A 21,521-nucleotide genomic window follows, 5' to 3' on the forward strand; every position below is an offset into this window, starting at 1 on the left:
GCACTACCGGCGACGCCGCCCCGGGTGCACACAGGTCGGCTCCACGGCTTTCGGAGAACGCGGGGGAGTGTCTGCCAGGGCGGACAACCGGGGGTTGTGGACTGGTCGTGGATCGGTTGTTTGATCGAGGGCTGGGCCGCTCGCTTTCATGTCGCTGGTCGACGTGAGGCGGGGGCGGCAGGTGGGGGCTGGACGGTCGCTGGGGCGGAAGTTCGGGTGGCTCTGGGCGGCGTACGCGGTCAGCACGTTCGGTACGCGGCTGGCGTTCGACGCGTTCCCTCTCATCGCGATCTACGTGCTGCACGCGGGGCCGGCGGAGGTGTCGGTGCTGGCGGCCTCCGGGGCGGCCGTGGGGGCGGCGGTGGCCGTGCTGGCCGGGCCGTGGGTGGAGTTCCGGCGCAAGCGGCCCGTGATGGTGGCGATGGATCTCGTCCGGTTCGGGGTCCTGGTGAGCGTCCCCGTCGCGTTCGCGTTCGGGTGGCTGAGCTTCGTGCAACTGCTGGTGGTGTCGGTCGTGGTGGCGGCGGCCGACATCGTGTTCAACGCGGCCGGCGGCGCGTTCCTGAAGGGGCTGCTGCCGCCGGGGGACCTGCTCGTGGCGAACGGGCGGCTGGAGTCCACGACGTGGACCGCCACCGTGCTGGGGCCGCCGCTCGGCGGGGCCGCGATCGGGATGTTCGGCCCGGTGCTGACGGTCGCGGCCGACGCGGTCAGTTACCTGCTGTCCGCTCTGGGGCTTCGCGCGATCGGCGGTGGGGAACCGCGGCCCGTGCGGACCGGCCCCCGTCTGCGAGCCGGGGACCTGTTCGAGGGGTGGCGGTTCGTCCTGACGCATCCGGCGCTGCGTCCGCTGCTGTTCAACACGGTCCTGGTGAACGGCCTGATCATGGCGACGTCACCGCTGCTGGCCGTGCTGATGCTCGGCGACCTCGGGTTCGCGCCCTGGCAGTACGGCCTGGCCTTCGCCGCGCCCTGTCTCGGCGGGCTGGTCGGGGCGCGGCTGGCGCGGCGGCTCGTCGCGCGGTTCGGACGGCACAGGGTCATGCTCACCGCCGGGACGCTGCGCGCCTGCTGGCTCGTGGGGTTGGTCTTCGTCGGACCCGGCGTCGACGGGCTGGTGCTCGTCATGGCGGTCGAACTGGGGCTGATCACCTGTATGGGCGTGTTCAACCCGGTGTTCGCCACCTACCGGCTCGAACAGATCCCGGCGGACCGCGTCGCCCGCACGCTGGCCTCGTGGGCGGTCACCGGCAGGGCGACCATCGCGGTCATGACCGCGCTGTGGGGACTGCTGGCCGCCGCCACCAGTCCCCGCACTGCGGTCGCGGTCGCCGGGGTGCTCGTCCTGGCGACGCCGCTGCTGCTGCCCAGGGACGTTAGCGGAGGGGGTTCAGGGTGACGGTGTAGAGCGACTTCCCGTCCAGATCCCGCAGGTGGACGGTCAGGGCCGCCGACGCCCCGTCGATGTCGACCTGGCCGAAGAACTGGTAGCCCTCGGCCGGGGAGGTGTTGGCCCGGGGCGGCGCCTTCTGGAACTTCAGCTGCGGGCCGAAGGTGTTCTCCAGGGCGTTCGGGCCGAAGGCGCCCGCGTTCAGGGGGCCCGAGACGAACTCCCAGAACGGGTCGAAGTCGGTGAAGGCCGCCTTGGACGGGTCGTAGTAGTGGGCGGCGGTGTAGTGGACGTCCGCCGTCAGCCACACCATGTTGCGGACGTTGTGGCGCCTGGCGTACGAGAGCAGGTCGGCGATCTCGCGTTCGCGGCCGAGCGGGGCGCCGTCGTCGCCCTGGGCGACGGCCTCGAAGGCGGTGCCGTCCGGGACGACCAGGCCGAGCGGCATGTCCGAGGCGATGACCTTCCAGACGGCGCGGGAGGCGCGCAGCTCGCGCTTGAGCCAGGCGACCTGCTCGGCGCCCAGGATGCCGTCGCGCTGGGTGGGGGAGTCGTTGGCGCCGTTGCGGTCCCGGTAGGTGCGCATGTCGAGGACGAACACGTCCAGCAGCGGCCCGTACGAGAGCCTGCGGTAGACGCGGCCGCCCCTGATCGGCATGTACTCGAACGTGGCGCGGCGGGCGCGGGCGGCCAGCACGTCGACGCGCTTCTCGGTGTACTGCGGCAGGTCGAGGATCTCGCCGGGGTACCAGTTGTTGGTGACCTCGTGGTCGTCCCACTGGTAGATCATCGGGACGCGGGCGTTGAACGCGCGCAGCGCGGCGTCCTGGAGGTTGTAGCGGAACTGGCCGCGGTACTCGGCCAGGGTCTCGGCGACCTTGGTCTTCTCGGCGGTGACGATGTTGCGCCAGATGCGGCCGTCCGGCAGCGTCACGGTCTCGGCCAGCGGGCCGTCGGCGTAGACGTAGTCGCCGCTGCACAGGAAGAAGTCGGGGTCGGTGGCGGCCATGGCGTTGAAGATGCGGTAGCCGCCGACGTCGGGGTTGATGCCCCAGCCCTGGCCCGCCAGGTCGCCGGACCACACGAACGAGATGTCCTCGCGGGTGCGCGGCGCCGTGCGGAGCCGTCCGGCGACGGGCTCGGACAGCAGCGCGTGCCGGTCCGGGTCGGCCAGCGTGACGCGGTAGTGCAGCTGTTCGCCGGCGGGCAGGCCGCGCAGGAGCGTCTTGCCGGTCAGGTCGGTGTCGGGGGTGAGCAGCGGGCCGCGGACGGTCCGGGCGTCCCGCAGGTCGGGACGGCGGCCGACCTCCACCAGCATGCGCGCGGGCCGGTCGGACCGGGCCCACACGACGGCCTCGTGGGCGGTCACGTCGCCGCTCTGCACGCCGTGGGTGAGCCGCGGGCGGGCCCGCAGCAGGGCCGGGGCCGCGGACGCCGTTCCGCCGCCGTACAGCAGGCCGAGCGCCGCCCCGCCGCCGGTGAGCAGACCTCCGCGCAGCACAGTCCGCCGGTCGAGCACCATCCGTCGCTCCATTTCCATGATTTTGTCCAACGGGCGGCATGTTCTCCCGTTTCTCGGTACGTCGCCAGGCCCGTGCGTGACGGTTCCGTGAACGCGCGCGATCTGGCGATCGACTTGACAATGCCCGGTGGCGACGGTGTTCTAGACGGCATGACAGCGCGATCCTTCGCCGGCAGCCCCGTGGCCCTGCGCCGCGTGGCCAGCGCGCTGTGTCTGTGTCCTTCGTGTTGTCGCTGATCTCCATCCGACCCCGGCTGTCCTCTGCCGATCACGAAGGACTTCTTCCCGTGAACCTCGACATGGTTCCCGATCTGACGATGCGCGGGCAGGACGACCCGCACGGACGCGCGGTCACTCCGCGTCCCCCGACGGTCGGGCAGCTCGCCGCCCGCCTCGGCGCACTGGCCGCCCGTCCCGCCGACTGGTGGCATCTGGTGCGTTTCGAGTCCGGCCGCCCGGTGCGGGTGCCGCTGGACGGCGGCGACGGCGTCCGGCTCTGGCTGACGACCTGGCCGCCCGGCCACCGCACCGACGTGCACGACCACGACGGCGTGGAGGTGAGCACCGTGCTGGCCGGTGAGCTGGCCGAGGTGTCGATCTCCGCCGACGGGGTGACGGAGCGTCCGCTGCGCGCCAACCGGGTGCGGGTGCGCGGCGCCGCCCGCACGCACGAGCTGACCAACCCGGGCCCCGCGTACGCGATCAGCCTGCACGCCGGTCTGACGTCCCCCTGACCCCGGCGTCGGCCGCTTCCGGCCAGTTCCGACACCCCGGTAAGTGATCATGTAAACATCGGCGCCATGTCATTCGGCTCCCACGAACCGGCGGCGGCGCCCGGCCCTCCGCACGACGTCGACGTCTCCCGGCCCTCGGCCGCGCGCGTCTACGACCACATGCTGGGCGGGAAGGACAACTTCGAGGTCGACCGCGAGGCGGCCCGGAAGATCCTGGACGTGGCCCCCGAGATGGCCGACGTCGCGCTGGAGAACCGGCGCTGGCTCGTCCGGGTGGTCCAGTACATGATCAGGCAGGGGATCGCGCAGTTCATCGATCTCGGTTCGGGCCTGCCGACCCAGGACAACGTCCACGAGGTCGCCCAGCGCGAACGCCCCGACGCGCGCGTCGTCTACGTCGACCGCGACCCCATGGTGCTGTCGCACGCCCGCGCGTTGCTCGGCTCGCCCGACCTCACCGCGTACGTGCACGCCGACATCCGGGACGTCGCGGGCGTCTTCGAGTCGCCGGAGGTCGGCCGGCTGATCGATCCGAGCCGTCCCGTCGGGCTGCTGGCCGTGGCGGTGTTCCACTTCATCGCCGACGAGGACGACCCTGCCGGGCTCGCGCGCCGGTATTTCGAGCGGCTGCCCGGCGGAAGCATGGTCGCGATCTCCGCGTGGCCGTCCGACGACCTGTCGGAGGATCTCCGGCAACGGGTCCGCGAGAACTTCACCAACGTCCCGTCGCCGCTGCACCCCCGGCCGCGCGCGAAGATCGCCGAACTGTTCGACGGGCTGAAGATCGTCGAGCCGGGCCTGGTCTCGGTGTCCGACTGGCCCACCCCCGGCCAGGCGCCCCCCTCCCCCGTCCGCACCTTCGGAGGCGTGGCCCACGTGCCTGACACCGCGGCCGTCGACCGCTGAGCATCGAGGGAAGGGTGCACGCCCCCTGACCGCGGGGAACGCCCGCGCCCTCACACGACCCGCCGCTTCGTGCGGCGGGTCTTTTCGTGTGCGGCGCGGCGGACGGGCGGTCGGGTGACGAACGTCTACGCGGGTGTGAGTTCTTCACGGCACAGTCGTTATTTTCGCGACTGGCGCGACCGCCGCGCCATTTGGGAATCTCTTTCCGGCGGGGCGGCGAGAAGCGGTTCCACACGGGAAGCAATTGCCGCCATTCGCGCGCTACGGCGGAGCGCACGGAGGAGAGGCGTCGGACGTGGACAAGAGGTACGAGCTCTACTGCCTGACCGACACGCATTTCTACGACGCCCCGCCGGCCACCGCGGAGACCGATTTCGACATCTGCCGCCGGCCGCTGCCTGACGGCTGGCGCCAGGTGCCCGGGGACGAATGGACGGTGTACGTTCCCCCGGTTCAGCGGGCCCCCTTCCAGGGCTGGAAGGTGCACGTCTCCGGGTGTGCGGAAAGCGCCGACAAGGTGCTGGACCACGTCTGGGACTACTGTGTCGCCAACGGCATCGAGTTCAAGCACCTGCGCGGCCCGGCCGCGTTGCGGATGCGCAACGCGAAATACGCGCCGCGCGGCGCCAGCGGAAAACTCGTCACGATTTATCCGGCCGGCGACGAGGAACTCGAACGCGTCCTGACCGAGCTCGGCGAACGGGTCGCCGGGCTGCCCGGCCCGTACATTCTCAGCGACCTGCGCATCGGGGACGGGCCGCTGTACGTGCGGTACGGCGGGTTCGCCGAGCGGCGCTGCCTGGACGAGCGCGGACAGCTCGTCCCGGCGATGGAGACGCCCGCCGGGGAGCTGGTGCCCGACCGCCGCGAGCCGGTGTTCCGGGTGCCCGAGTGGGTGACGCCGCCGCGCTGCCTGGAACCGCACCTGGCCGCGCGCGCCGCCACGACGACCGCCGACCTGCCCTACCGGATCGACCGGGCGCTGCACTTCTCCAACGGCGGCGGCGTGTACGCGGCGACCGACACCCGCACCGGCGAGACCGTCGTCCTCAAGGAGGCCCGGCCCTACGCGGGGCTGGCCGCCGACGGCGCCGACGCGGTGGAGCGCCTCGCCCGCGAGCGCGAGACGCTGCGGCTGCTGGAGGGCATCGAGGGCGTGCCGCGCGCCCGCGACCACTTCACCCTCGGCGAGCACCACTTCCTCGTGCAGGACTTCGTGGAGGGACGCACCCTCAACACCTTCTTCGCCGAGCGCCACCCGATGCTCGACCCCGACCCCGACCCCGGGCGGGTCGCCGCGTACACCGCGTGGGCGCTGCGGGTGTACGAGGGCGTGGAACGGGTCGTGCACGCCATGCACGAGCGCGGCGTGGTGTTCAACGACCTGCACATGTTCAACGTCATGGTGCGTCCCGACGACTCGGTGGCGCTGATCGACTTCGAGGTGGCCGCGCCCGCCGCCGACAACGCCCGCCAGACGCTGGCCAACCCGGCGTTCCTGGCGCCGCCCGACCGGCGCGGCGCCGACGTCGACCGCTACAGCCTGGCGTGCCTGCGGCTGGCGCTGTTCGCGCCGATGACGACGCTGTTCGTGCTCGACCGCGGCAAGGCGCGGCAGCTGGCCGACCTGATCGCCGAGTACTTCCCCGTCCCGCGCGAGTTCCTGGACGAGGCGGTCGAGGAGATCACCCGCGGGACGACGCCCGTGCTCCCCTCGTTCAGCCCCGACCCGCCGGGGTGGCGGCGCGCCCGCGAGGAGCTGCGCCGCGCGATCGTCGCCAGTGCCACGCCCGGCCGCGCCGACCGGCTGTTCCCCGGTGACGTGGAACAGTTCGGCGGGGCCGCGCTCGGCATCGCGCACGGCGCGGCGGGCGTGCTGTACGCGTTGGAGCAGACCGGCGCCGACCGCTTCCCCGAGTACGAGGAGTGGCTCGCCGCCCGCGCGTCCGACCCGCCGCGCGGCACCGGCCTGGGCCTGTTCGACGGCCTGCAGGGCGTGGCGTACGTGCTGGCCGGCCTCGGGCACGTCGACGCGGCGCTCGCCGCGGCCGCGCACTGCCTGGAGGAGAAGTGGGAGCGCCTGGGCACCGACCTGTACGGCGGGCTGCCCGGCTATGCGCTCGTCCTCGACCATCTGGCGGACGTCACCGGCGAGGACGCGCTGCGCGAACCCGCCGCCCGCGCCGCGGAGATCGTCGCCGGCCGGAGCGCCGCCACCGACCACAGCCCCCGGCCCGGCCTGCTGTACGGCGGCGCGGGCGAGGCGCTGATGTTCGTCCGCCGGTACGAGCGGACGGGCGACCCGGCCTGCCTGGACCACGCGGCGGCGGCGCTGCGCCGCGACCTGGACGCCTGCGCGACCGACCGCAACGGCGCGCTGCACGTCGACCAGGAGCACCGCGTGCTGCCCTACCTGGGGCGCGGCAGCGTCGGCATCGGCCTGGTCATCGACGAGTACCTGGCGGTGCGGCCGGACGACGAGCGGTTCACCGAGGCGCGTGCGGCGATCCGCGTCGCCGCGGCGTCCCGCTACTACGCCCAGCCGTCCCTGTTCAGCGGACGCGCGGGCATGCTGTTCTACCTCGCCCGGCACGACCGGCACGACCCGCTGGTGGCGCGGCACGTCCGCGACCTGGCCTGGCACGCCCTGCCGTACGGCGGCGGCCTGGCCATGCCCGGCGAGCACATGTACCGGCTGTCGATGGACCTGGCGACCGGCACGGCGGGCGTCCTGCTCGCCCTCGGCTCGGCCCTGCACGACCGCCCCGTGGGGCTGCCGTTCCTGGGCCCGGCCCATGTTCCCCCCGTGGAGGCCTCCACGGCGGCCACCTCTATCCAGCCCGAGAGGGGGTGAAGTCATGGCGCTTCTCGACCTGCAGGGGATGGTGAGCGAGAGCACCGGCGGCGGCAACAGCAGCCTGAGCCTGCTCTGCCACAGCTCCCACAGCATCACGATCTGCCTGTAACGGCAGTCAGGGCGGCCATGGCCCCTCTCCGGGCCGTGGCCGCCCCCATGCCGGCGCTTCGAAAACTTCATGTTCCGAGGACTTCATGACGACGGCCACGGTCTCAGCGGATCGGCTGCTGCGACGCGCCGCCCGGCGCGGCGGCGGCTGGACGGCGCTGCTCGCGGTGGCCTCTCTGGCGGACGCGGTCGCGATCACCGTGCTGCCGCTGGTGCTGGCCCGGACGGTCGACGCCCTCCTCGGCGGAGGCGGCGCGGCGGCGTCCGCGCTGTGGCTGTGCGCGGTCCTGGTGGCGGCGGGCGCGGCGGCGGAGGCGTGCACCGAGCTGGCGGCCGGGTCCGGCACCGCCGGGGCCACGGCGTGGCTGCGGCACACGCTCGTGCGGCACGTGCTGGCGGCGGGCCCGGGGCTGCGGCTGCCGCCGGGCGAGGTGACCAGCCGCGTGGTCGGCGGAGCCGCCGAGGCCGGGGTGGCGCCCGCGGCGCTGACCCAGGCGGCGGCCGCGCTGGTGCCGCCGGTCGGCGCGCTGGCCGTGCTGGTCGTCACCGACTGGCGGATCGCGCTGACCATCGTCGTGGCGCTTCCGCTGATCGCGTTGCTGCTGCGGCTGTTCGTCCGGGACATCACCGCGACCGCCCACCGCTACCTCGACGTGCAGGGCGCGATCGCGGCACGCCTGACCGAGGCGCTGAACGGGGCGCGCACGATCGCCGCCGCCGGGACGCCCGAACGCGAGGTGCGGCGCGTCCTGGAACCCCTCCCCGAGCTGGCCGACGAGGGCCGCCGCATGTGGCGCACCCAGGGCGACGTCGCCGCACGCGGCCTGCTGGCGCTGCTGCTGCTGCAGGTGGCGGTGGTCGCGGTGGCCGGGGTAGAAGTGATGACCGCCCGGATCACCCCGGGGGAGTTCATCGCTGCGGTGCAGTACGCGGGGCTGGCGGCGGGGTTCGGCCCTGTGGTGACGCACCTGCTGCGCCTGGGGCGGGCACGGGCGGGAGCCGCGCGCGCCGCCGAGATCCTGGAACGCCCCGCGCTGACCTACGGCACGTCCGGACTGCCGCCCGGACCCGGGCGCCTGGAGTTGCGGGGCGTCGCCGCCGCGGGCGTGCTCGACGGCGTCGACCTGGTGGTGCCGGGCGGCGCCGCCGTGGCGGTGGTGGGCCGCTCGGGCACCGGCAAGTCGCTGCTGGCCGCGCTCGCCGGACGCCTCGCCGACCCCGACGCGGGCGAGATCCTGCTGGACGGCGTGCCGCTGCGCGACCTGAGCCGGCCCGCGCTGCGCGGCGCCGTCGGGTACGCGTTCGCCCGTCCCGCTCTGTTCGGCGAGACGCTGCGGGACGCGATCGGGTTCGGGCTCGCACGGCCGGCGGCGCCGCGCGTGCGGGAGGCCGCGCGCACCGCACGCGCCGACGCGTTCATCCGGCGCCTGCCCGCCGGATACGCGACACCGCCCGGGGACGCGCCGCTGTCCGGCGGGGAACTGCAACGGCTCGGGCTGGCCCGGGCGTTCGCGCACGCCGGGCGCCTGCTGGTCCTCGACGACGCGACGTCCAGCCTGGACACCGCCACCGAGATGCAGATCACCGACGCGCTGCTCGGCGGCTCGGGGGGCGGCGCGGGCCTCGGCGACCGCACCCGCCTGATCATCGCGCACCGCGCCGGGACCGCCGCCCGCGCCGACCTGGTGGCCTGGCTGGACGGGGGCCGCGTCCGGGCGTACGGCGCGCACCACGTGCTGTGGCGCGACCCCGCCTACCGCGCCGTCTTCGGAGCCGAAGCACCGTGAAGTCGTTGACCGGGGCGCCCGCGGAGGGGCCTCGCCCGGCCCGCCTGATCGCGACGCTGGCCGGGGCGGTGCGCGCCCATCCGCGCGCGGCGGCGGCGCTGGCGTTCTGGTCGGTGTGGGAGGCGGCCCCGCAGGCGCTGTTCGGGCTCGCCGTCGCACGCGCGGTCGACGCGTTCTCCGCCGACCGTCCGGGGCGCGCGGCGGCGTGGCTGGGGGTGCTGGCGGCGGCGGCGCTCGTGGGCGCGTTCGGGACGCGGCGTCTCTACCGGCCGCTCGCCGGCATCGTCGAGCCGTTCCGCGACGATCTCGTCCACCGGGTGACGCGCGGCGCGGTGCACCGGTCGCTGCGCGGACGCGCGGAGACCGGCGCGGTCGCCCGGCTCACCCACCAGGTGGAGATCGTCCGCGACGCGTTCGGCGGGCTGCTCGTCGTGCTGCGCGGTTTCGCCGTGGCGGCGGCGGGCGCGTTCGCCGGGCTGCTGGCGCTGATGCCGTGGATGCTGGTGCTGGTCGTCCCGCCGCTGCTGCTGGGGCTGGCGCTGTTCGCCGCGCTGCTGGGCACCGCCGCGGCCCGCCAGCGCGAGCTGATCGTCGGCGAGGAGGGGATCGCCGAGCGGACCTCGGCCCTGGCCGAGGGACTGCGGGACGTGACCGCGTGCGGCGGCGAGGAGCGGGTGCGCGCCGCGCTGGGCCGGGAGGTGGACGCCCAGGCCGCGGCGGGCCGTGCGGTGGCGCGCATGGCGGCCGCCCGCGCCCTGGCGGTGGCGGTCGGCGGGTGGCTGCCGCTGCTGCTGATCCTGGTGGCCGCGCCGTGGCTGCTGCGGCACGGCGCCACCCCCGGCACGATCCTCGGCGGGCTCACCTACGTGCTGCACGGGCTGCAACCCGCGCTGCACACCCTCGTCCAGGGCATGGGCGCCGGGGGGCTGCGCCTGGCCGTCACGCTGGCCCGCATCATGGAGACCGGCGGCCCCGACGACCCGCCTGCCGCCCTGAGCGCGCCGTCAGGGGCCACGGACGCGAGCGTGGGCGCGGACGCTCCCGCCGTCGAACTGCGGTCGGTGACGTTCGCCTACGGCCCCGGAGCAGAACCGGTGATCCGTGACCTGACCCTGACGATCCCGCAGGGCGACCATCTGGCCGTGGTGGGGCCGAGCGGCATCGGCAAGTCGACGCTGGCGTCCCTCATCGCGGGCGTGGTGACGCCGGACGAAGGCCGGGTGCGGGTCGGCGGCGCGCCCCCGGGCGACCCCCGGCGGCGGGTCCTGATTCCCCAGGAGGCGTACGTCTTCACCGGGTCGCTGCGCGACAACATCGCCTACCTGTGCCCGGACGCCGCCGACGACGCGGTGGGACGCGCGGCCGACGCCGTCGGCCTGACGACGCTCGCCCAGCGGCTCGGCGGCCTGGGCGGACGCGTCGACCCCGCGGCGCTCTCGGCGGGAGAACGCCAGCTCATCGCCCTGGCGCGGGCCCACCTGGCGCCGATGCCGCTGCTGGTCCTGGACGAGGCGGGCTGCCACCTGGACCCCACCGCCGAGGCCCGCGCGGAGGAGGCGCTGGCCCGGCGGCCCGGGACGCTCGTCGTCATCGCGCACCGCATCAGCTCGGCGTTGCGCGCCCGCCGGGTCCTGGTGCTGGACGGCACCCGGGCCCGGCTCGGCACGCACGCCGAGCTGCTGGCGGACAGCCCCCTCTACCGCGACCTGGTCGGCCACTGGATCACGGGCCCGTCCCGGCATCCGGCGGGCGGCGACGTCAGAGCCAGCCGGCCTCCTCGGCGATCCGGATGGCGTGCACCCGGTTACGGGCCCCGATCTTGCGGTTGATCCGTGACAGGTGGTTGCGGACCGTCCCGATCGTGAGCACCAGCTCCTCGGCGATCTGCGCGGCCGTCGCGCCCTGCGCGGCCAGCGCCAGCACCTCCCGCTCGCGCTCGGTCAGCGGCCCCTCGCCCGCGTCCAGCTCGCCGAATGCCAGGTCGGGGTCCACCACCCGGCGTCCGGCCGCCACCTGCCGGATGGCGCCGACCAGCGCGTCGGGGGAGGTGTCCTTGGCCAGCAGGCCCGCGGCCCGCGCCTCGGCCGCGCGCCGCAGCGCGCCGGCGCGGCGGTGGGCCGTCAGCAGGATGACCGGGCAGTCGGGCACGGCCTCGCGCAGCCGCCGCGCCGCGGCGAACCCGTCGAGGTCCGGCAGGTCGACGTCGACCAGCGCGACGTCGGGACGGTAGAGACGGCCGAGCGGCGCCATCCGCAGGCCCGCCCCCAGTTCCGCCACCACCTTGAGCCCCGGCACCCCGTTGAGCAGGGCGACCAGCCCGCCGCGCAGCAGGGGGACGGACTCGGCCACCAGTATCCGGATCGTGTTCTCTCCTTCCGGGGGCGCCGCCCCGGGTCTCTCCGAACGTTCACGGGCACGGACGAGATCGTTCATCGCTCACCTTGACTGGGCTGGGTCAGTGGGCGCGAGTGAAGACGACGACAATCTCCGCGTCAACCGATCACACCGTAGAGTTCTACCGGTACTCAGCGGTATCAATTGCTGCCGGAACGCAATGTTTGGACGTGGTTCGCCCGCCGGGGACGACCCCGCAGGTGAACGCCCTCCGGCGGCCGAGCCGGGGCCAAAGGGAGACGCTTCGTCCAATACGGGCCAGGATCGGCCTCAAACGATTTCTACCGTGACAATTTCACCCCCGGCGGCAGGACCGTCACGGGGTGCCGCGGCGGCACGCGCGTGACCGCCGCGGGCGGTGCCGGGCGTGTGCCGGCACCGCCCGCAGACGGGTCAGACGGCGGCGGGAACGGCGTCGCGGGGGCGCTCCCCGGCGGCGGGCTCGGCCGGGGCGGCGGTCAGGTCGGCCGGGGGAGCGTTGAACACCTCGTCGTCCAGCAGGCCCTCGGAGCGGGCCACCAGGACGGGCACGGTGAGCTGGCCGGTCACGTTCAGCGCCGTGCGGGCCATGTCGATGACCTTGTCGATGGCGATCAGGTAGCCGACCGCCTGCAGCGGCAGGCCGACGGTGGTCAGCGTCAGGGTCAGCGCGACCAGCGCCGGGCCGGGCGTGCCGCCGGTGCCGAGCTGCCCGATCACCGCGGCCAGCGCGATCAGCGCGTAGTCGGCCAGGCCCAGCGACACGCCGGTGTACTGGGCGACGAAGATCGCGGCGACGGCCGGGTAGATCGCGCCGCAGCCGTCGAACTTGATGGTCGCGCCGAGCGGCTGGGCGAAGCTGGCGTACTCGCTCCGCACCCCGTTCCGCTCGACCGACACCCGCTGCGCGATCGGCAGCGTGGCCAGCGACGAGGACGACACGAACGCGAACTGGATCGCGGGCCAGGAGTTGCGCAGGAACTTCACCGGCGAGACGCGGCCGAACGCGCGCAGCAGCACCGGGTAGCCGACCAGCAGCATGATCGCCACGGCCAGGTAGATGGCGCCGGTGAACTTGGCCAGCGGGGCGAGCGAGTCGGGGCCGTAGGTGGCCACCACCGAGGCGATCAGGAAGAACGACCCGACGGGGGTGAGCCGCACCACCCACCACACGATCTTCTGCATGACCGCGTACAGGTCGTCGGCCAGGGCGGCCAGCCGCTCGCCGCGTTCGCCGACCGCCACCAGCGCGGCGCCGAACAGCACCGCGAACGTCACCACGCCGAGCACGTTGCCCTCGGCCATGGCGTTGACGATGTTGGACGGGAACAGGTTCTCCAGCACCTGGGTCCAGGTGACGGGGTCGGTCTCGGTGCTCTCGGACGCCAGCCGTCCGAGCCCCTCGCCGGGACGCACCAGCAGGCCGACGGTCAGGCCGACCGCGGTGGCGATGGCCGAGGTGACCACGAACCAGCCGAGGGTCTTGGCGGTGAGCCGGGCCACGCCGCCGACGCCGCGCAGCCGTCCCACGCTGACCACGATCGCGGCGAACACCAGCGGCACCACCACGACCTTCAGCAGGCTGACGTAGACGCCGCCGAACGGGTCGAGCCAGTCCTCGGCGATCGCCCCGCCGTCGCCGAAGGTGTTGATCAGGGCGCCGACGGCGGCGCCGAGGACGAGGGCCAGCACGATCTGCTGCCAGAACTGCCATTTCCAGACGCGTACGTTCATGGAAGGTTCTCCAGGGAGCTTTCGCGCACCCCGAGGCGAAGGCGTGCGACCGCGTGCGACCGCGCGCGGCCGGGACGCGGCCAGGCGATCACGGCGCGTCAGCGCGGATCGGCGCGCGTCGACACGGCGGCGCCCGTGGGCGTCTCAGGGATGCGGCAGGGGATGGGAAGGAGGAGGAGAAGAAGGCGGAGGGCCGGTCAGCGGCAACAGAGCAGGCTGGCGAGGCGGCACAGGTCGACGTGCAGCCGGGCCACGAGCAGGACGCTCTTCGGGGGGATCCTCACGGCCACAGTCAACCGCGATGTCCGCTTCCCGTCTTCCCGGGAGGCGGAGTGATTTTGATCACTTCGAGCGGCGCGACCGCGTCAGCACCCGGACGATGCCGGCCACGCCCAGCCCCACCAGCAGCGCCGGGACCAGCAGCCCGAGATCGGCGACGGGACGCCCACCGAACCCGTTCGCCATGAACACCGCCGCGACCACCAGGAAGAACACGCCGATCACGGGGCCGCTCGGGTCGAGGCGGCGGCGGGGGCCGGTCGGTGCGGGACGCCGGTCAGGCACGGGTCACCTCCACGTGCCCGAACCGCCCGCGTACCCGAAGCGCGATCACCGGGACATTGGCCCGGCCCGCCCCCTCGGGCTCCAGCACCTCGGTCGCCCGCGCGCCGGGGCCGGCGACGGTGCGGCCGTCCACCCGCAGGTCGCCCAGAGTGACCCGCGCGTCCAACTCCACGCGGGCGGCGCGCGGCACCGTCACCTTCAGCTCGCCCAAGGTCACCTGGACGTTGACGTTCACCCGCTGCCCGGGGGTGAACCGGGTGTCGCTCAGGTCGAGCCTGGCCGAGCCGACGCCCACCTTGTACTCGTGCTCGACCCGGGTGCCGTCGAGGGGACGCCACTCGACGTCGCCGTAGCGCAGGTCGCGCGGCGCCTCGGCCGCGACCGAGGTCGTCAGCAGCGCGAACGTCAGCAGCGTCCCCACCGTGGCCAGGCCGCGGGCGCGGAACCAGCCGCCCAGCACCAGCCCGATGGCGACGACGCCCAGCGCCGCGGACCCCACGATCAGCGTGGCGTCCGGGCCCGGGTAGGCGCGGGCCACCGGCACCATCGCGGCGCCCACCGCCAGGGCCGCCAGCAGCGTCACGGCGGTCACGGGCGAGGTCTGCCTGGCCGCGGCGGCCGCCGCCTTGCGCGGCGGGGCCTCGTCCACAGGAGGCTCCGGCGCCGCCGTCCGGTTCCGCGTCCCGACGACGGCGAGATCGACCATGCCTTCGGGCAGGCCCCCGCCCGGCGCGGCCGTGGTGTCCTTACGCAACGAGACCCCGTCCTTCTCCAGCGACACGCTCTCGCCCCGCGACGGCGCGGGCGCGTCCATCGGATGGCCCTGCAGCCGCTCCGGCAGGGCCCGCACGGCCGCCGTCAGGTCCACGCCGCGGGCGTGCGCGACCAGCAGCACCAGCCCGAACACCGTCAGCACCGCGATCATGTTGGTGGAGACCCAGCCGCCGATCAGCTGGAACCCCGTCGTCACGCACAGCAACGCGCCCAGGATCGACAGCGCCCCGGCGGCGTCGAAGCGGCGGCGCAGCAGCTTCTCGGCCGGCGCGGCGTCCTCGGGGGACCCCGGCATGACCAGCACGCCCGCCACGTACAGCCACACGCCCTGCCCGCCCGCCAGGGTGAGCACCGCGAACGCCACGCGCAGCACCACCGGGTCGATGCCCAGATGCCGGCCCAGGCCCGTGCACACGCCGGCCAGGACGCGGCGTTCCGGGCTGCGGAACAGCCGGGCGTGGCCGTTCGCGGCGGCGGTGGGGCGCTCGGTCGCGATGCGCTCGTCGGTCATGGTCACCATCGTGGCCGCACCCGCCCCCGCGCGGTATCCGGGACGCCCCTGAACCGACCCTGATGACGTCCTCCGGGTATAGGGGTGCCGCCCGGATGCGTCCGGGCTGACCGGCATGTGACGATCGATGTCGTGGAGGACGCGGAATCGACGACGAACGGGCGGACGCCTGGTGAGCAGCCGGGCGAACCGTCCGGGCGGCCGTCGGCGCGGCCGTCCGGCCCGCCGCGGCTGGAGCGGCGCCCCGACGGCGCGCTGCTGGCCGGGGTGTGCCGGGGCCTGGCCACGCACCTGGGGATCGACCCGGTCGTCGTCCGGTCCGCGTTCGTGCTGCTGACGGTCGCCAGCGGCCTCGGCGTCGCCGTCTACTGGGTGTTCTGGCTGATGGTGCCGCGCGCGGAGGACTCGACCCGCACGGCCCGCCACGACTGGGTGCAGCTGCTGGCCTACGGGGCGGTGGCGATCGGCCTGTCCGCGCTGACCTGGAGCACCGGGCTGGCCCGGGCGGCGCTGTGGCCGGTGATCGCCGGGGGCGTCGGCGTGGCGGTGCTGTGGCAGCAGGCCGACCGCGGCCAGCGGCAGCGCTGGGTGGTGCCGCTGCGGCAGCGGTGGCTGCGCAGCCTGTTCGGCCTGGTGCTGGTGGTCGGCGGCATCGGCGGGTTCGTCGCGCAGCGCGTCGACCCGGGCGAGGCCCGCGCCGTCCTGATCGCCACACTGATCATCCTGACCGGCGTGGCGGTCATCGCCACCCCGTGGGTGGTGCGGCTCTGGCAGGACCTGGACGCCGAACGGCACGAGCGCATCCGCTCCCAGGAACGCGCCGAGCTGGCCGCGCACATCCACGACTCGGTGCTGCACACCCTGACGCTCATCCAGCGCAACGCGCACGACGCGCGCGAGGTGCAGCGGCTCGCCCGTTCCCAGGAGCGCACCCTGCGCGCCTGGCTCTACCAGCCGCGCTCCGACCCCGACCGCACGTTCGCCGCCGCCATCCGCGAACTGGCCGGGGAGGTCGAGGACGACCACGGCGTCCCCATCGAGGTGGTCTGCGTGGGAGACACGGCGCTGGACGAACGGCTCGCCGCCGCGTTGCAGGCCGCCCGGGAGGCGATGGTGAACGCGGCCAAGTACGCCGAGGCGCCGTCGGTGTCGGTGTACGGGGAGGTCGAGGGCGACGACGTGGCCGTCTTCGTCCGCGACCGCGGCAAGGGATTCGACCTGGACGCCATCCCCGAGGACCGGATGGGCGTGCGGCAGTCCATCATCGGACGTATGGAGCGCAACGGAGGCCGCGCCACCGTCCGCACGGCGCCGGGCGAGGGCACCGAGGTACGACTGGAGATCAAGAAGTCATGAAGCGGGTAGTCCTGGTCGACGACCACCAGATGTTCCGCACCGGCGTGAAGGCCGAGCTGGGCGACGCCGTGGAGATCGTGGGGGAGGCCGGGGACGTCGACGAGGCGGTGACGGTCATCCGCGCGACCAGGCCGGACGTGGTGCTGCTGGACGTGCACCTGCCCGGGGGCGGCGGCATCGAGGTGCTGCGGCGGCTGCACGGGTCGGTGCCGTCCCGGTTCCTGGCGCTGTCGGTGTCGGACGCCGCCGAGGACGTCATCGGCGTGGTGCGGGGCGGCGCCCGCGGGTACGTCACCAAGACGATCTCCGGTCCGGAGCTGACCGACGCGATCGCCCGCGTGGCCGAGGGGGACGCGGTGTTCTCGCCCCGGCTGGCCGGTTTCGTGCTGGACGCGTTCGCCGCCACCGACGTGCCCGCCGTCGATCCCGAGCTGGACCAGCTCACCCAGCGCGAACGCGAGGTGCTGCGGCTGATCGCCCGCGGCTACGCCTACAAGGAGATCGCCAAGGAGCTGTTCATCTCGGTCAAGACGGTCGAGAGCCACGTGTCGAGCGTGCTGCGCAAGCTCCAGCTGTCCAACCGGCACGAGCTGTCCCGCTGGGCCGCCGCCCGCCGCCTCGTCTGAGCCGGTATGCGCCGTACCGGTCAGCGCCGTACCGGTCAGCCGGCCAGCTCGCCGAGCAGCCGCCACGTGCGGGCCCGGGCGTCCTCCCCCACCAGGTCGGTCTGGGTGAACACCACCTCGGTGGCGCCCGCGTCGAAGTAGCGCCGGACCGCCGCCGTCACCGCCTTCTCGTCGCCGATCTCGACCAGCTCCGCCGCCTTGGCCGCGCCCTCCAGCGCGATGACCCGCTGGTAGGACGGGATCCGGTCGTAGAAGGACGTGGCCTGGGCGGCGGCCTCGCGCGCCGCGTCCACGTCGTCGGTCACCACACCGGCCACGAAGGCGATGATCCGCGGCGCCGGGCGGCCCGCCCGCTCCGCCGCGGCCGTGATCGCCGGGACGATGTGCTCGCCGAGGGCGCGCGGACCGGCCAGGAACGGCAGCGTCCCGTCGGCCAGTTCCCCGGTGACGCGCAACGCCTGCGGCGCCATGGCCGCCACCAGCACCGGCACGCGCGGGGTCGCCCCCGGCACGCCGGCGGGCAGCGGCGGGGCCGCGGTGATCAGCTCGCCGTGGAAGTCGGCGGCTCCGGTCTCCAGCAGCGACACCAGCGCCGTCAGGAACTCGCGCAGCCGGGCCACGGGCCGGTCGTGGTCCCCGCCGAACGCCGGCTCCATGAGCGACCTGGCTCCCAGCCCCAGGCCGAGCTGGAAGGACCCGTGCGCGGCGGCCTGCGCGGTCTGCGCCTGACTGGAGATCAGGATCGGGTGGCGGGCGGAGATCGGGACCACCGACGTCCCGACCGCCAGGCCGGGCACCTCCCGGCCGACCAACCCGGCGACGCCGATGGCGTCGTGGGAGAACTGCTGGGCGAACCAGGCCGACCGCAACCCGGTGGCCTGGGCTTCCTTCGCCTTGGCCACCAGGTCGTCGACGAGGTTCCCGGATGCGGGCGGATACAGCACAACACCGATCGTCATGGCAGCCGCAACCTCCGCCCGCATCCCGGTATTCCCTATCGGCATTTCGAAAATCAGTAGTCCTTCGGCTTGAAGGAACCGATCACGTCGGTGAAGTCGGCCAGGCCCTCGGCCAGCGCCGCGGCCGCCTCGGTGTCGCCCGCCTCGGCCGCCTGCTGCGCCTCCACGCGGCGCTTGTTGGTCAGCGCCAGCTCCTGGTTGGCGGTGACGTAGCCGCGCAGCTCGCTCTCGTACGCGGCGAACGCGGCGCGGTGGTCGCCGCCAGCCGCCTTCAGCTCCCCGGCCAGCACGTACGCGCCGACCATCGCCATGGACGTGCCCTGCCCCGACAGCGGCGACCCGCAGTAGCCCGCGTCGCCCAGCAGCGCCACCCGGCCGTGCGACCAGGAGTCCATGTGGATCTGCGCCATGGAGTCGAAGTGGAAGTCCGGCGCGTCCCACATGTGCTCCAGCAGCCGCGGGATCACCCAGCCGGCGTTCCTGAGCCGCTCGGCCAGGATCCGCTTCTGCCCGGCCACGTCGCGGTGGTCGTACTCCAGCGGCGTCGCGCTCTCGAAACCCAGGTAGACCCGCAGCTCGGTGTTGTCGCGGGCGGTCAGGACACCGCCGCCCCAGCCGTCCGGCGTCTGGTGGAACACCTGCCAGTGGTCCAGGCCGAGGAAGTTCGGGGCGCTCCAAACGCCCAGGTACGTTCCGAGGTGGGTGATGAAGTCCGACTCGGGCCCGAACACCAGCCGCCGGGTGGTGGAGTGCAGCCCGTCCGCGCCGACGACCAGGTCGAACCGGCGCCGCGCCCCGCCGGCGAACACCACGTCGACGCCCTGCTCGTCCTGCTCCACGGCCGCCGGGGAGTCGTCGAACAGGTACTCCACCTCCCCGCCCGCGGCCCGCATGAGGATCGCGGCCAGGTCGTCGCGCAGCACCTCCACGTCCGGCGAGGCCAGGTCGCCGCCGCTGAGCGTGTGCTCCTCGCTGCGGAAGATCTCCGCGCCGTCGGCGTCGACCATCGACATCCCGCGCATCCCCGTGGACGCCGCGCGGATCTCCGCCAGCACGCCCATCCGCTCGGCCACGTCCAGGGCCGGCCCGCGCACGTCGACCGCCTGCCCGCCGGGACGCGGCCCCGGCGCCCGCTCCACCACCGTGACGTCGAAACCGTGCCGCACCAGCCAGTACGCCAGCGCGGGACCGCCGATGCTCGCGCCGCAGATCAGCACCTTCGCGTCGGTCATCGGGACTCTCCTTCGGATCGCCTGCTCTCGCCTACGTCCCGTAGACTCGCGGGCCGCGCTGACCGCCCGCGCACGGCCGGCGCACCGCGCACTGACCGCGCCGCGCGATCATGAAGGCATGACGACGGGCGGGGCGGTCTACCTGATCACGGGCGTGCAGGCGTCCGGCAAGTCCACGGTGGCGCAGGCGCTGGCCGAGCGGTTGCCGAGGTCGGCGCATGTGCGGGGCGACGCGTTCCGGCGGTTCGTCGTGAACGGGCGCGCGGAGATGACGCCGGAGCCGTCGCCGGACGCCCTCGCGCAACTCCGCCTCCGCTACCGGCTGGCCGCCCAGGCCGCCGACGCCTACGCCGACGAGGGCTTCACGGCCGTCCTCCAGGACGTGGTGCTGGGGGAGTCGCTGCCGTGGCTGGCCGGACGCGTCCGCACCCGTCCGCTGTACGTGGTGGTGCTCGCGCCCAGGGCGGAGGCCGTCGCCGCCCGGGAGGCGGGCCGCGCCAAACGCGCCTACGGAACGTTCACCGTCGCCCAGCTCGACCGGGGCCTGCGCGAGACGACCCCCCGCATCGGCCTCTGGCTCGACACCTCCGACCAGACCGTCGACGAGACCGTGGACGAGATCCTGGCGCGGGCCACCCCATACGCCTAGTGGTACGCCTAGTGCGCGCTGGGCAGGCGCGCCGGGCAGCCCGGTTCGCAGTGCCCGGCGTGCCAGGCCAGGCGCCGGGCGAACGAGCGCATCACCCGCCGCATGACGAAGCGCGCGATCGCCCCCGTGATCCGGTACTTCGGCTCGAACACCGCACGCCAGCGGACGAGCGTGTACGGGCCGTGGGGCTCCATCGTCACATCGGCCCGGTAACCCCGCAGCGGCATCCAGGACACCACCACGTACCCGTAGTGCCGGGGCGGGTCGTACGCCACGACCTTCTCGCGCGCGCCCCCGATCTTCCGGATGGCGCCCACGCCGTTGGGCACCTCGTCGCCCTCGCGGATCCGGGTCGCGGCCGGAAAACGGCCCCACTCGTTCCACGCCTCCGCCACGCTGAGGTGCTTGAAGATCGCCTCGGCGGTCGCGGTGGACGTGGCGGTGGCCTCGACCTCGTACTGCATGCGCCCTCCCGTCACAAGGACAGGATGGACGCGAGAAGGCGTTCCTGGAAGGCCGTCACGTCACTGCCGACGGCGACCCTGACCGGACGGCGTTCGTCGTCGGCGGGCAGCGACCGGGCGTCCCACACGGTCGTGCCCCGGGTCAGCTCACCGCGCAGCTCCACGCGCACCGGCCGTTCGGCGTACTCGCCGAGCCCCGGGTCGACGGCCAGCATGGCGGCCAGCGCGTCGTGGATGACCGCGCCCCGGCGCTTGAGCGTCGGGGTGTAGGCCGTCACGTAGAACTCCAGGATCTTCGTGGCGAACCGGGCCGGCTCGGAGTCGTGCGCGGACAGGCGGTCCAGCCAGGCGTCGCCCACCGCGGTCGGGTGGGTGGCGTCCAGCGGGACCAGCACCATCGGCCAGTCCGCGGCGAACACCAGGTCGGCGGCCTCGGGGTCGTGCCAGATGTTGGCCTCGGCGTGCGTGGTGACGTTGCCCGGGTGGTCGAACGCGCCGCCCATGATGACCACCTCGCGCACCAGCGCCGGCAGCTCGGGGTCGAGCAGCAGGGCGGCGCCGAGGTTGGTCAGCGGCCCGGTGGCCAGCAGCGTCAGCTCTCCGGGCCGCGACCGGGCCAGCCGCACGATCTGCGCCGCCGCCGCCTCGTCCACCGGCCACCCCGCCGGGTCGGGCAGCCCGGTGTCGCCCAGCCCGTCGGTGCCATGCCAGTCCAGCGCGTAGTGCACGTCCTGCGCCATGGGACGGGCCGCGCCCACCGCCACCGGCACCTCGTGCAGACCCGCCAGCTCCAGCACCCGCAACGTGTTGAGGGCGCCGGAGTCCGGGTCGACGTTGCCGTGCACGGTGCCCACGCCCACCAGCTCCGCCTTCCCCTCGCGCACGAGGGACGCCAGGTAGAGCAGGGTGATCGCGTCGTCGATGCCGGTGTCGCAGTCGAACAGGATGGCGGGCACGGAACTCCTCGGAGGTTGT

20 protein-coding genes are annotated in these 21,521 nt (G+C 74.1%); 10 read left to right on the top strand and 10 right to left on the bottom strand.

The window, feature by feature from the left end; all coding sequences use genetic code 11:
* The first annotated feature begins 148 nt into the window (after positions 1-148).
* Positions 149-1,399, top strand: coding sequence for an MFS transporter (locus tag ABD811_RS16555; protein WP_344947814.1), 1,251 nt, complete (start codon positions 149-151; stop codon positions 1,397-1,399).
* Here ABD811_RS16555 and ABD811_RS16560 read toward each other — a convergent pair.
* Complete coding sequence (locus ABD811_RS16560; protein WP_344947817.1) at positions 1,377-2,924, bottom strand: alkaline phosphatase D family protein; 1,548 nt, start codon at positions 2,922-2,924, stop codon at positions 1,377-1,379. The two genes, ABD811_RS16555 and ABD811_RS16560, sit on opposite strands and share 23 nt — an antisense overlap.
* A gap of 275 nt (positions 2,925-3,199) precedes the next feature.
* Here ABD811_RS16560 and ABD811_RS16565 point away from each other — a divergent pair, with 275 nt between their 5' ends.
* The 6 genes from ABD811_RS16565 to ABD811_RS16590 all read left to right on the top strand — a co-directional run bounded on the left by ABD811_RS16565 (position 3,200) and on the right by ABD811_RS16590 (position 11,133).
* The gene (locus ABD811_RS16565; RefSeq protein ID WP_344947820.1) at positions 3,200-3,646 is read left to right on the top strand and encodes a cupin domain-containing protein; all 447 of its coding nucleotides are present in this window, start codon (positions 3,200-3,202) and stop codon (positions 3,644-3,646) included.
* A 66-nt stretch (positions 3,647-3,712) separates the two neighbouring features.
* Positions 3,713-4,552, top strand: a complete 840-nt coding sequence (locus ABD811_RS16570; protein ID WP_344947823.1) for an SAM-dependent methyltransferase — start codon at positions 3,713-3,715, stop codon at positions 4,550-4,552.
* A 295-nt stretch (positions 4,553-4,847) separates the two neighbouring features.
* On the top strand, positions 4,848-7,406 hold the full coding sequence (gene lanKC / locus ABD811_RS16575; RefSeq protein WP_344947825.1) for a class III lanthionine synthetase LanKC: 2,559 nt from the start codon (positions 4,848-4,850) through the stop codon (positions 7,404-7,406).
* A 4-nt stretch (positions 7,407-7,410) separates the two neighbouring features.
* Entirely contained in the window at positions 7,411-7,518 is a 108-nt protein-coding gene (locus tag ABD811_RS16580) for a SapB/AmfS family lanthipeptide (RefSeq protein ID WP_344947828.1), read from the top strand.
* An 85-nt stretch (positions 7,519-7,603) separates the two neighbouring features.
* Entirely contained in the window at positions 7,604-9,304 is a 1,701-nt protein-coding gene (locus tag ABD811_RS16585) for an ATP-binding cassette domain-containing protein (protein ID WP_344947831.1), read from the top strand.
* A 5-nt stretch (positions 9,305-9,309) separates the two neighbouring features.
* Positions 9,310-11,133: an ATP-binding cassette domain-containing protein gene (locus ABD811_RS16590; RefSeq protein WP_344947834.1), complete on the top strand. Its 1,824-nt coding sequence runs from the start codon at positions 9,310-9,312 to the stop codon at positions 11,131-11,133.
* On the opposite strand, the gene ABD811_RS16595 is transcribed toward ABD811_RS16590, so the two are convergent.
* From ABD811_RS16595 to ABD811_RS16610, 5 genes are all read right to left on the bottom strand, one after another.
* Complete coding sequence (locus tag ABD811_RS16595) at positions 11,063-11,737, bottom strand: response regulator transcription factor (RefSeq protein WP_344947837.1); 675 nt, start codon at positions 11,735-11,737, stop codon at positions 11,063-11,065. The genes ABD811_RS16590 and ABD811_RS16595 overlap by 71 nt on opposite strands.
* A 354-nt stretch (positions 11,738-12,091) precedes the next feature.
* Complete coding sequence (locus ABD811_RS16600; RefSeq protein WP_344947840.1) at positions 12,092-13,411, bottom strand: dicarboxylate/amino acid:cation symporter; 1,320 nt, start codon at positions 13,409-13,411, stop codon at positions 12,092-12,094.
* A gap of 197 nt (positions 13,412-13,608) precedes the next feature.
* Positions 13,609-13,701 (bottom strand): putative leader peptide, encoded by a 93-nt coding sequence (locus ABD811_RS44010; RefSeq protein WP_425549415.1) that lies wholly within the window; start codon positions 13,699-13,701, stop codon positions 13,609-13,611.
* A 52-nt stretch (positions 13,702-13,753) separates the two neighbouring features.
* Positions 13,754-13,975, bottom strand: a complete 222-nt coding sequence (locus tag ABD811_RS16605) for a hypothetical protein (protein WP_344947843.1) — start codon at positions 13,973-13,975, stop codon at positions 13,754-13,756.
* Positions 13,968-15,260, bottom strand: coding sequence for a PspC domain-containing protein (locus ABD811_RS16610; RefSeq protein ID WP_344947847.1), 1,293 nt, complete (start codon positions 15,258-15,260; stop codon positions 13,968-13,970). Before ABD811_RS16610 ends, ABD811_RS16605 begins: the two co-directional genes overlap by 8 nt.
* Before the next feature lie 231 nt (positions 15,261-15,491).
* On the opposite strand from ABD811_RS16610, the gene ABD811_RS16615 reads away from it, so the two are divergent.
* The gene (locus tag ABD811_RS16615; protein WP_344948041.1) at positions 15,492-16,616 is read left to right on the top strand and encodes an ATP-binding protein; all 1,125 of its coding nucleotides are present in this window, start codon (positions 15,492-15,494) and stop codon (positions 16,614-16,616) included.
* Positions 16,613-17,242: a LuxR C-terminal-related transcriptional regulator gene (locus tag ABD811_RS16620; RefSeq protein ID WP_344947850.1), complete on the top strand. Its 630-nt coding sequence runs from the start codon at positions 16,613-16,615 to the stop codon at positions 17,240-17,242. The genes ABD811_RS16615 and ABD811_RS16620 overlap by 4 nt, the downstream gene beginning before the upstream one ends.
* A gap of 35 nt (positions 17,243-17,277) precedes the next feature.
* Here the strand turns inward: ABD811_RS16620 and ABD811_RS16625 are convergent, their stop codons facing one another.
* Entirely contained in the window at positions 17,278-18,201 is a 924-nt protein-coding gene (locus tag ABD811_RS16625; protein WP_344947852.1) for a TIGR03564 family F420-dependent LLM class oxidoreductase, read from the bottom strand.
* 53 nt (positions 18,202-18,254) lie between these two features.
* Entirely contained in the window at positions 18,255-19,433 is a 1,179-nt protein-coding gene (locus ABD811_RS16630) for an FAD-dependent monooxygenase (RefSeq protein ID WP_344947854.1), read from the bottom strand.
* 118 nt (positions 19,434-19,551) lie between these two features.
* Here ABD811_RS16630 and ABD811_RS16635 point away from each other — a divergent pair, with 118 nt between their 5' ends.
* Positions 19,552-20,082, top strand: coding sequence for an AAA family ATPase (locus tag ABD811_RS16635; protein ID WP_344947857.1), 531 nt, complete (start codon positions 19,552-19,554; stop codon positions 20,080-20,082).
* A gap of 8 nt (positions 20,083-20,090) precedes the next feature.
* Here the strand turns inward: ABD811_RS16635 and ABD811_RS16640 are convergent, their stop codons facing one another.
* Both ABD811_RS16640 and ABD811_RS16645 read right to left on the bottom strand, forming a co-directional pair.
* On the bottom strand, positions 20,091-20,546 hold the full coding sequence (locus tag ABD811_RS16640) for an SRPBCC family protein (RefSeq protein WP_344947860.1): 456 nt from the start codon (positions 20,544-20,546) through the stop codon (positions 20,091-20,093).
* 11 nt (positions 20,547-20,557) lie between these two features.
* Positions 20,558-21,502 carry a nucleoside hydrolase gene (locus ABD811_RS16645; RefSeq protein ID WP_344947863.1) on the bottom strand — a complete coding sequence of 315 codons (945 nt, stop codon included), beginning with the start codon at positions 21,500-21,502 and terminating at the stop codon, positions 20,558-20,560.
* Positions 21,503-21,521: the final 19 nt, after the last annotated feature.

The organism is Actinomadura miaoliensis (genome assembly GCF_039536785.1).
Classification (GTDB): domain Bacteria; phylum Actinomycetota; class Actinomycetes; order Streptosporangiales; family Streptosporangiaceae; genus Spirillospora; species Spirillospora miaoliensis.

Excerpts from the sequence above, each read along its gene's own strand:
- ABD811_RS16555 (WP_344947814.1), top strand. The coding sequence starts at position 149 with ATGTCGCTGGTCGACGTGAGGCGGGGGCGGCAGGTGGGGGCTGGACGG.
- ABD811_RS16560 (WP_344947817.1), bottom strand. The coding sequence starts at position 2,924 with ATGGAGCGACGGATGGTGCTCGACCGGCGGACTGTGCTGCGCGGAGGT.
- ABD811_RS16570 (WP_344947823.1), top strand. The coding sequence starts at position 3,713 with ATGTCATTCGGCTCCCACGAACCGGCGGCGGCGCCCGGCCCTCCGCAC.
- ABD811_RS16580 (WP_344947828.1), top strand. The coding sequence starts at position 7,411 with ATGGCGCTTCTCGACCTGCAGGGGATGGTGAGCGAGAGCACCGGCGGC.
- ABD811_RS16585 (WP_344947831.1), top strand. The coding sequence starts at position 7,604 with ATGACGACGGCCACGGTCTCAGCGGATCGGCTGCTGCGACGCGCCGCC.
- ABD811_RS16595 (WP_344947837.1), bottom strand. The coding sequence starts at position 11,737 with ATGAACGATCTCGTCCGTGCCCGTGAACGTTCGGAGAGACCCGGGGCG.
- ABD811_RS16600 (WP_344947840.1), bottom strand. The coding sequence starts at position 13,411 with ATGAACGTACGCGTCTGGAAATGGCAGTTCTGGCAGCAGATCGTGCTG.
- ABD811_RS16610 (WP_344947847.1), bottom strand. The coding sequence starts at position 15,260 with ATGACCGACGAGCGCATCGCGACCGAGCGCCCCACCGCCGCCGCGAAC.
- ABD811_RS16620 (WP_344947850.1), top strand. The coding sequence starts at position 16,613 with ATGAAGCGGGTAGTCCTGGTCGACGACCACCAGATGTTCCGCACCGGC.
- ABD811_RS16625 (WP_344947852.1), bottom strand. The coding sequence starts at position 18,201 with ATGACGATCGGTGTTGTGCTGTATCCGCCCGCATCCGGGAACCTCGTC.
- ABD811_RS16630 (WP_344947854.1), bottom strand. The coding sequence starts at position 19,433 with ATGACCGACGCGAAGGTGCTGATCTGCGGCGCGAGCATCGGCGGTCCC.
- ABD811_RS16635 (WP_344947857.1), top strand. The coding sequence starts at position 19,552 with ATGACGACGGGCGGGGCGGTCTACCTGATCACGGGCGTGCAGGCGTCC.
- ABD811_RS16640 (WP_344947860.1), bottom strand. The coding sequence starts at position 20,546 with ATGCAGTACGAGGTCGAGGCCACCGCCACGTCCACCGCGACCGCCGAG.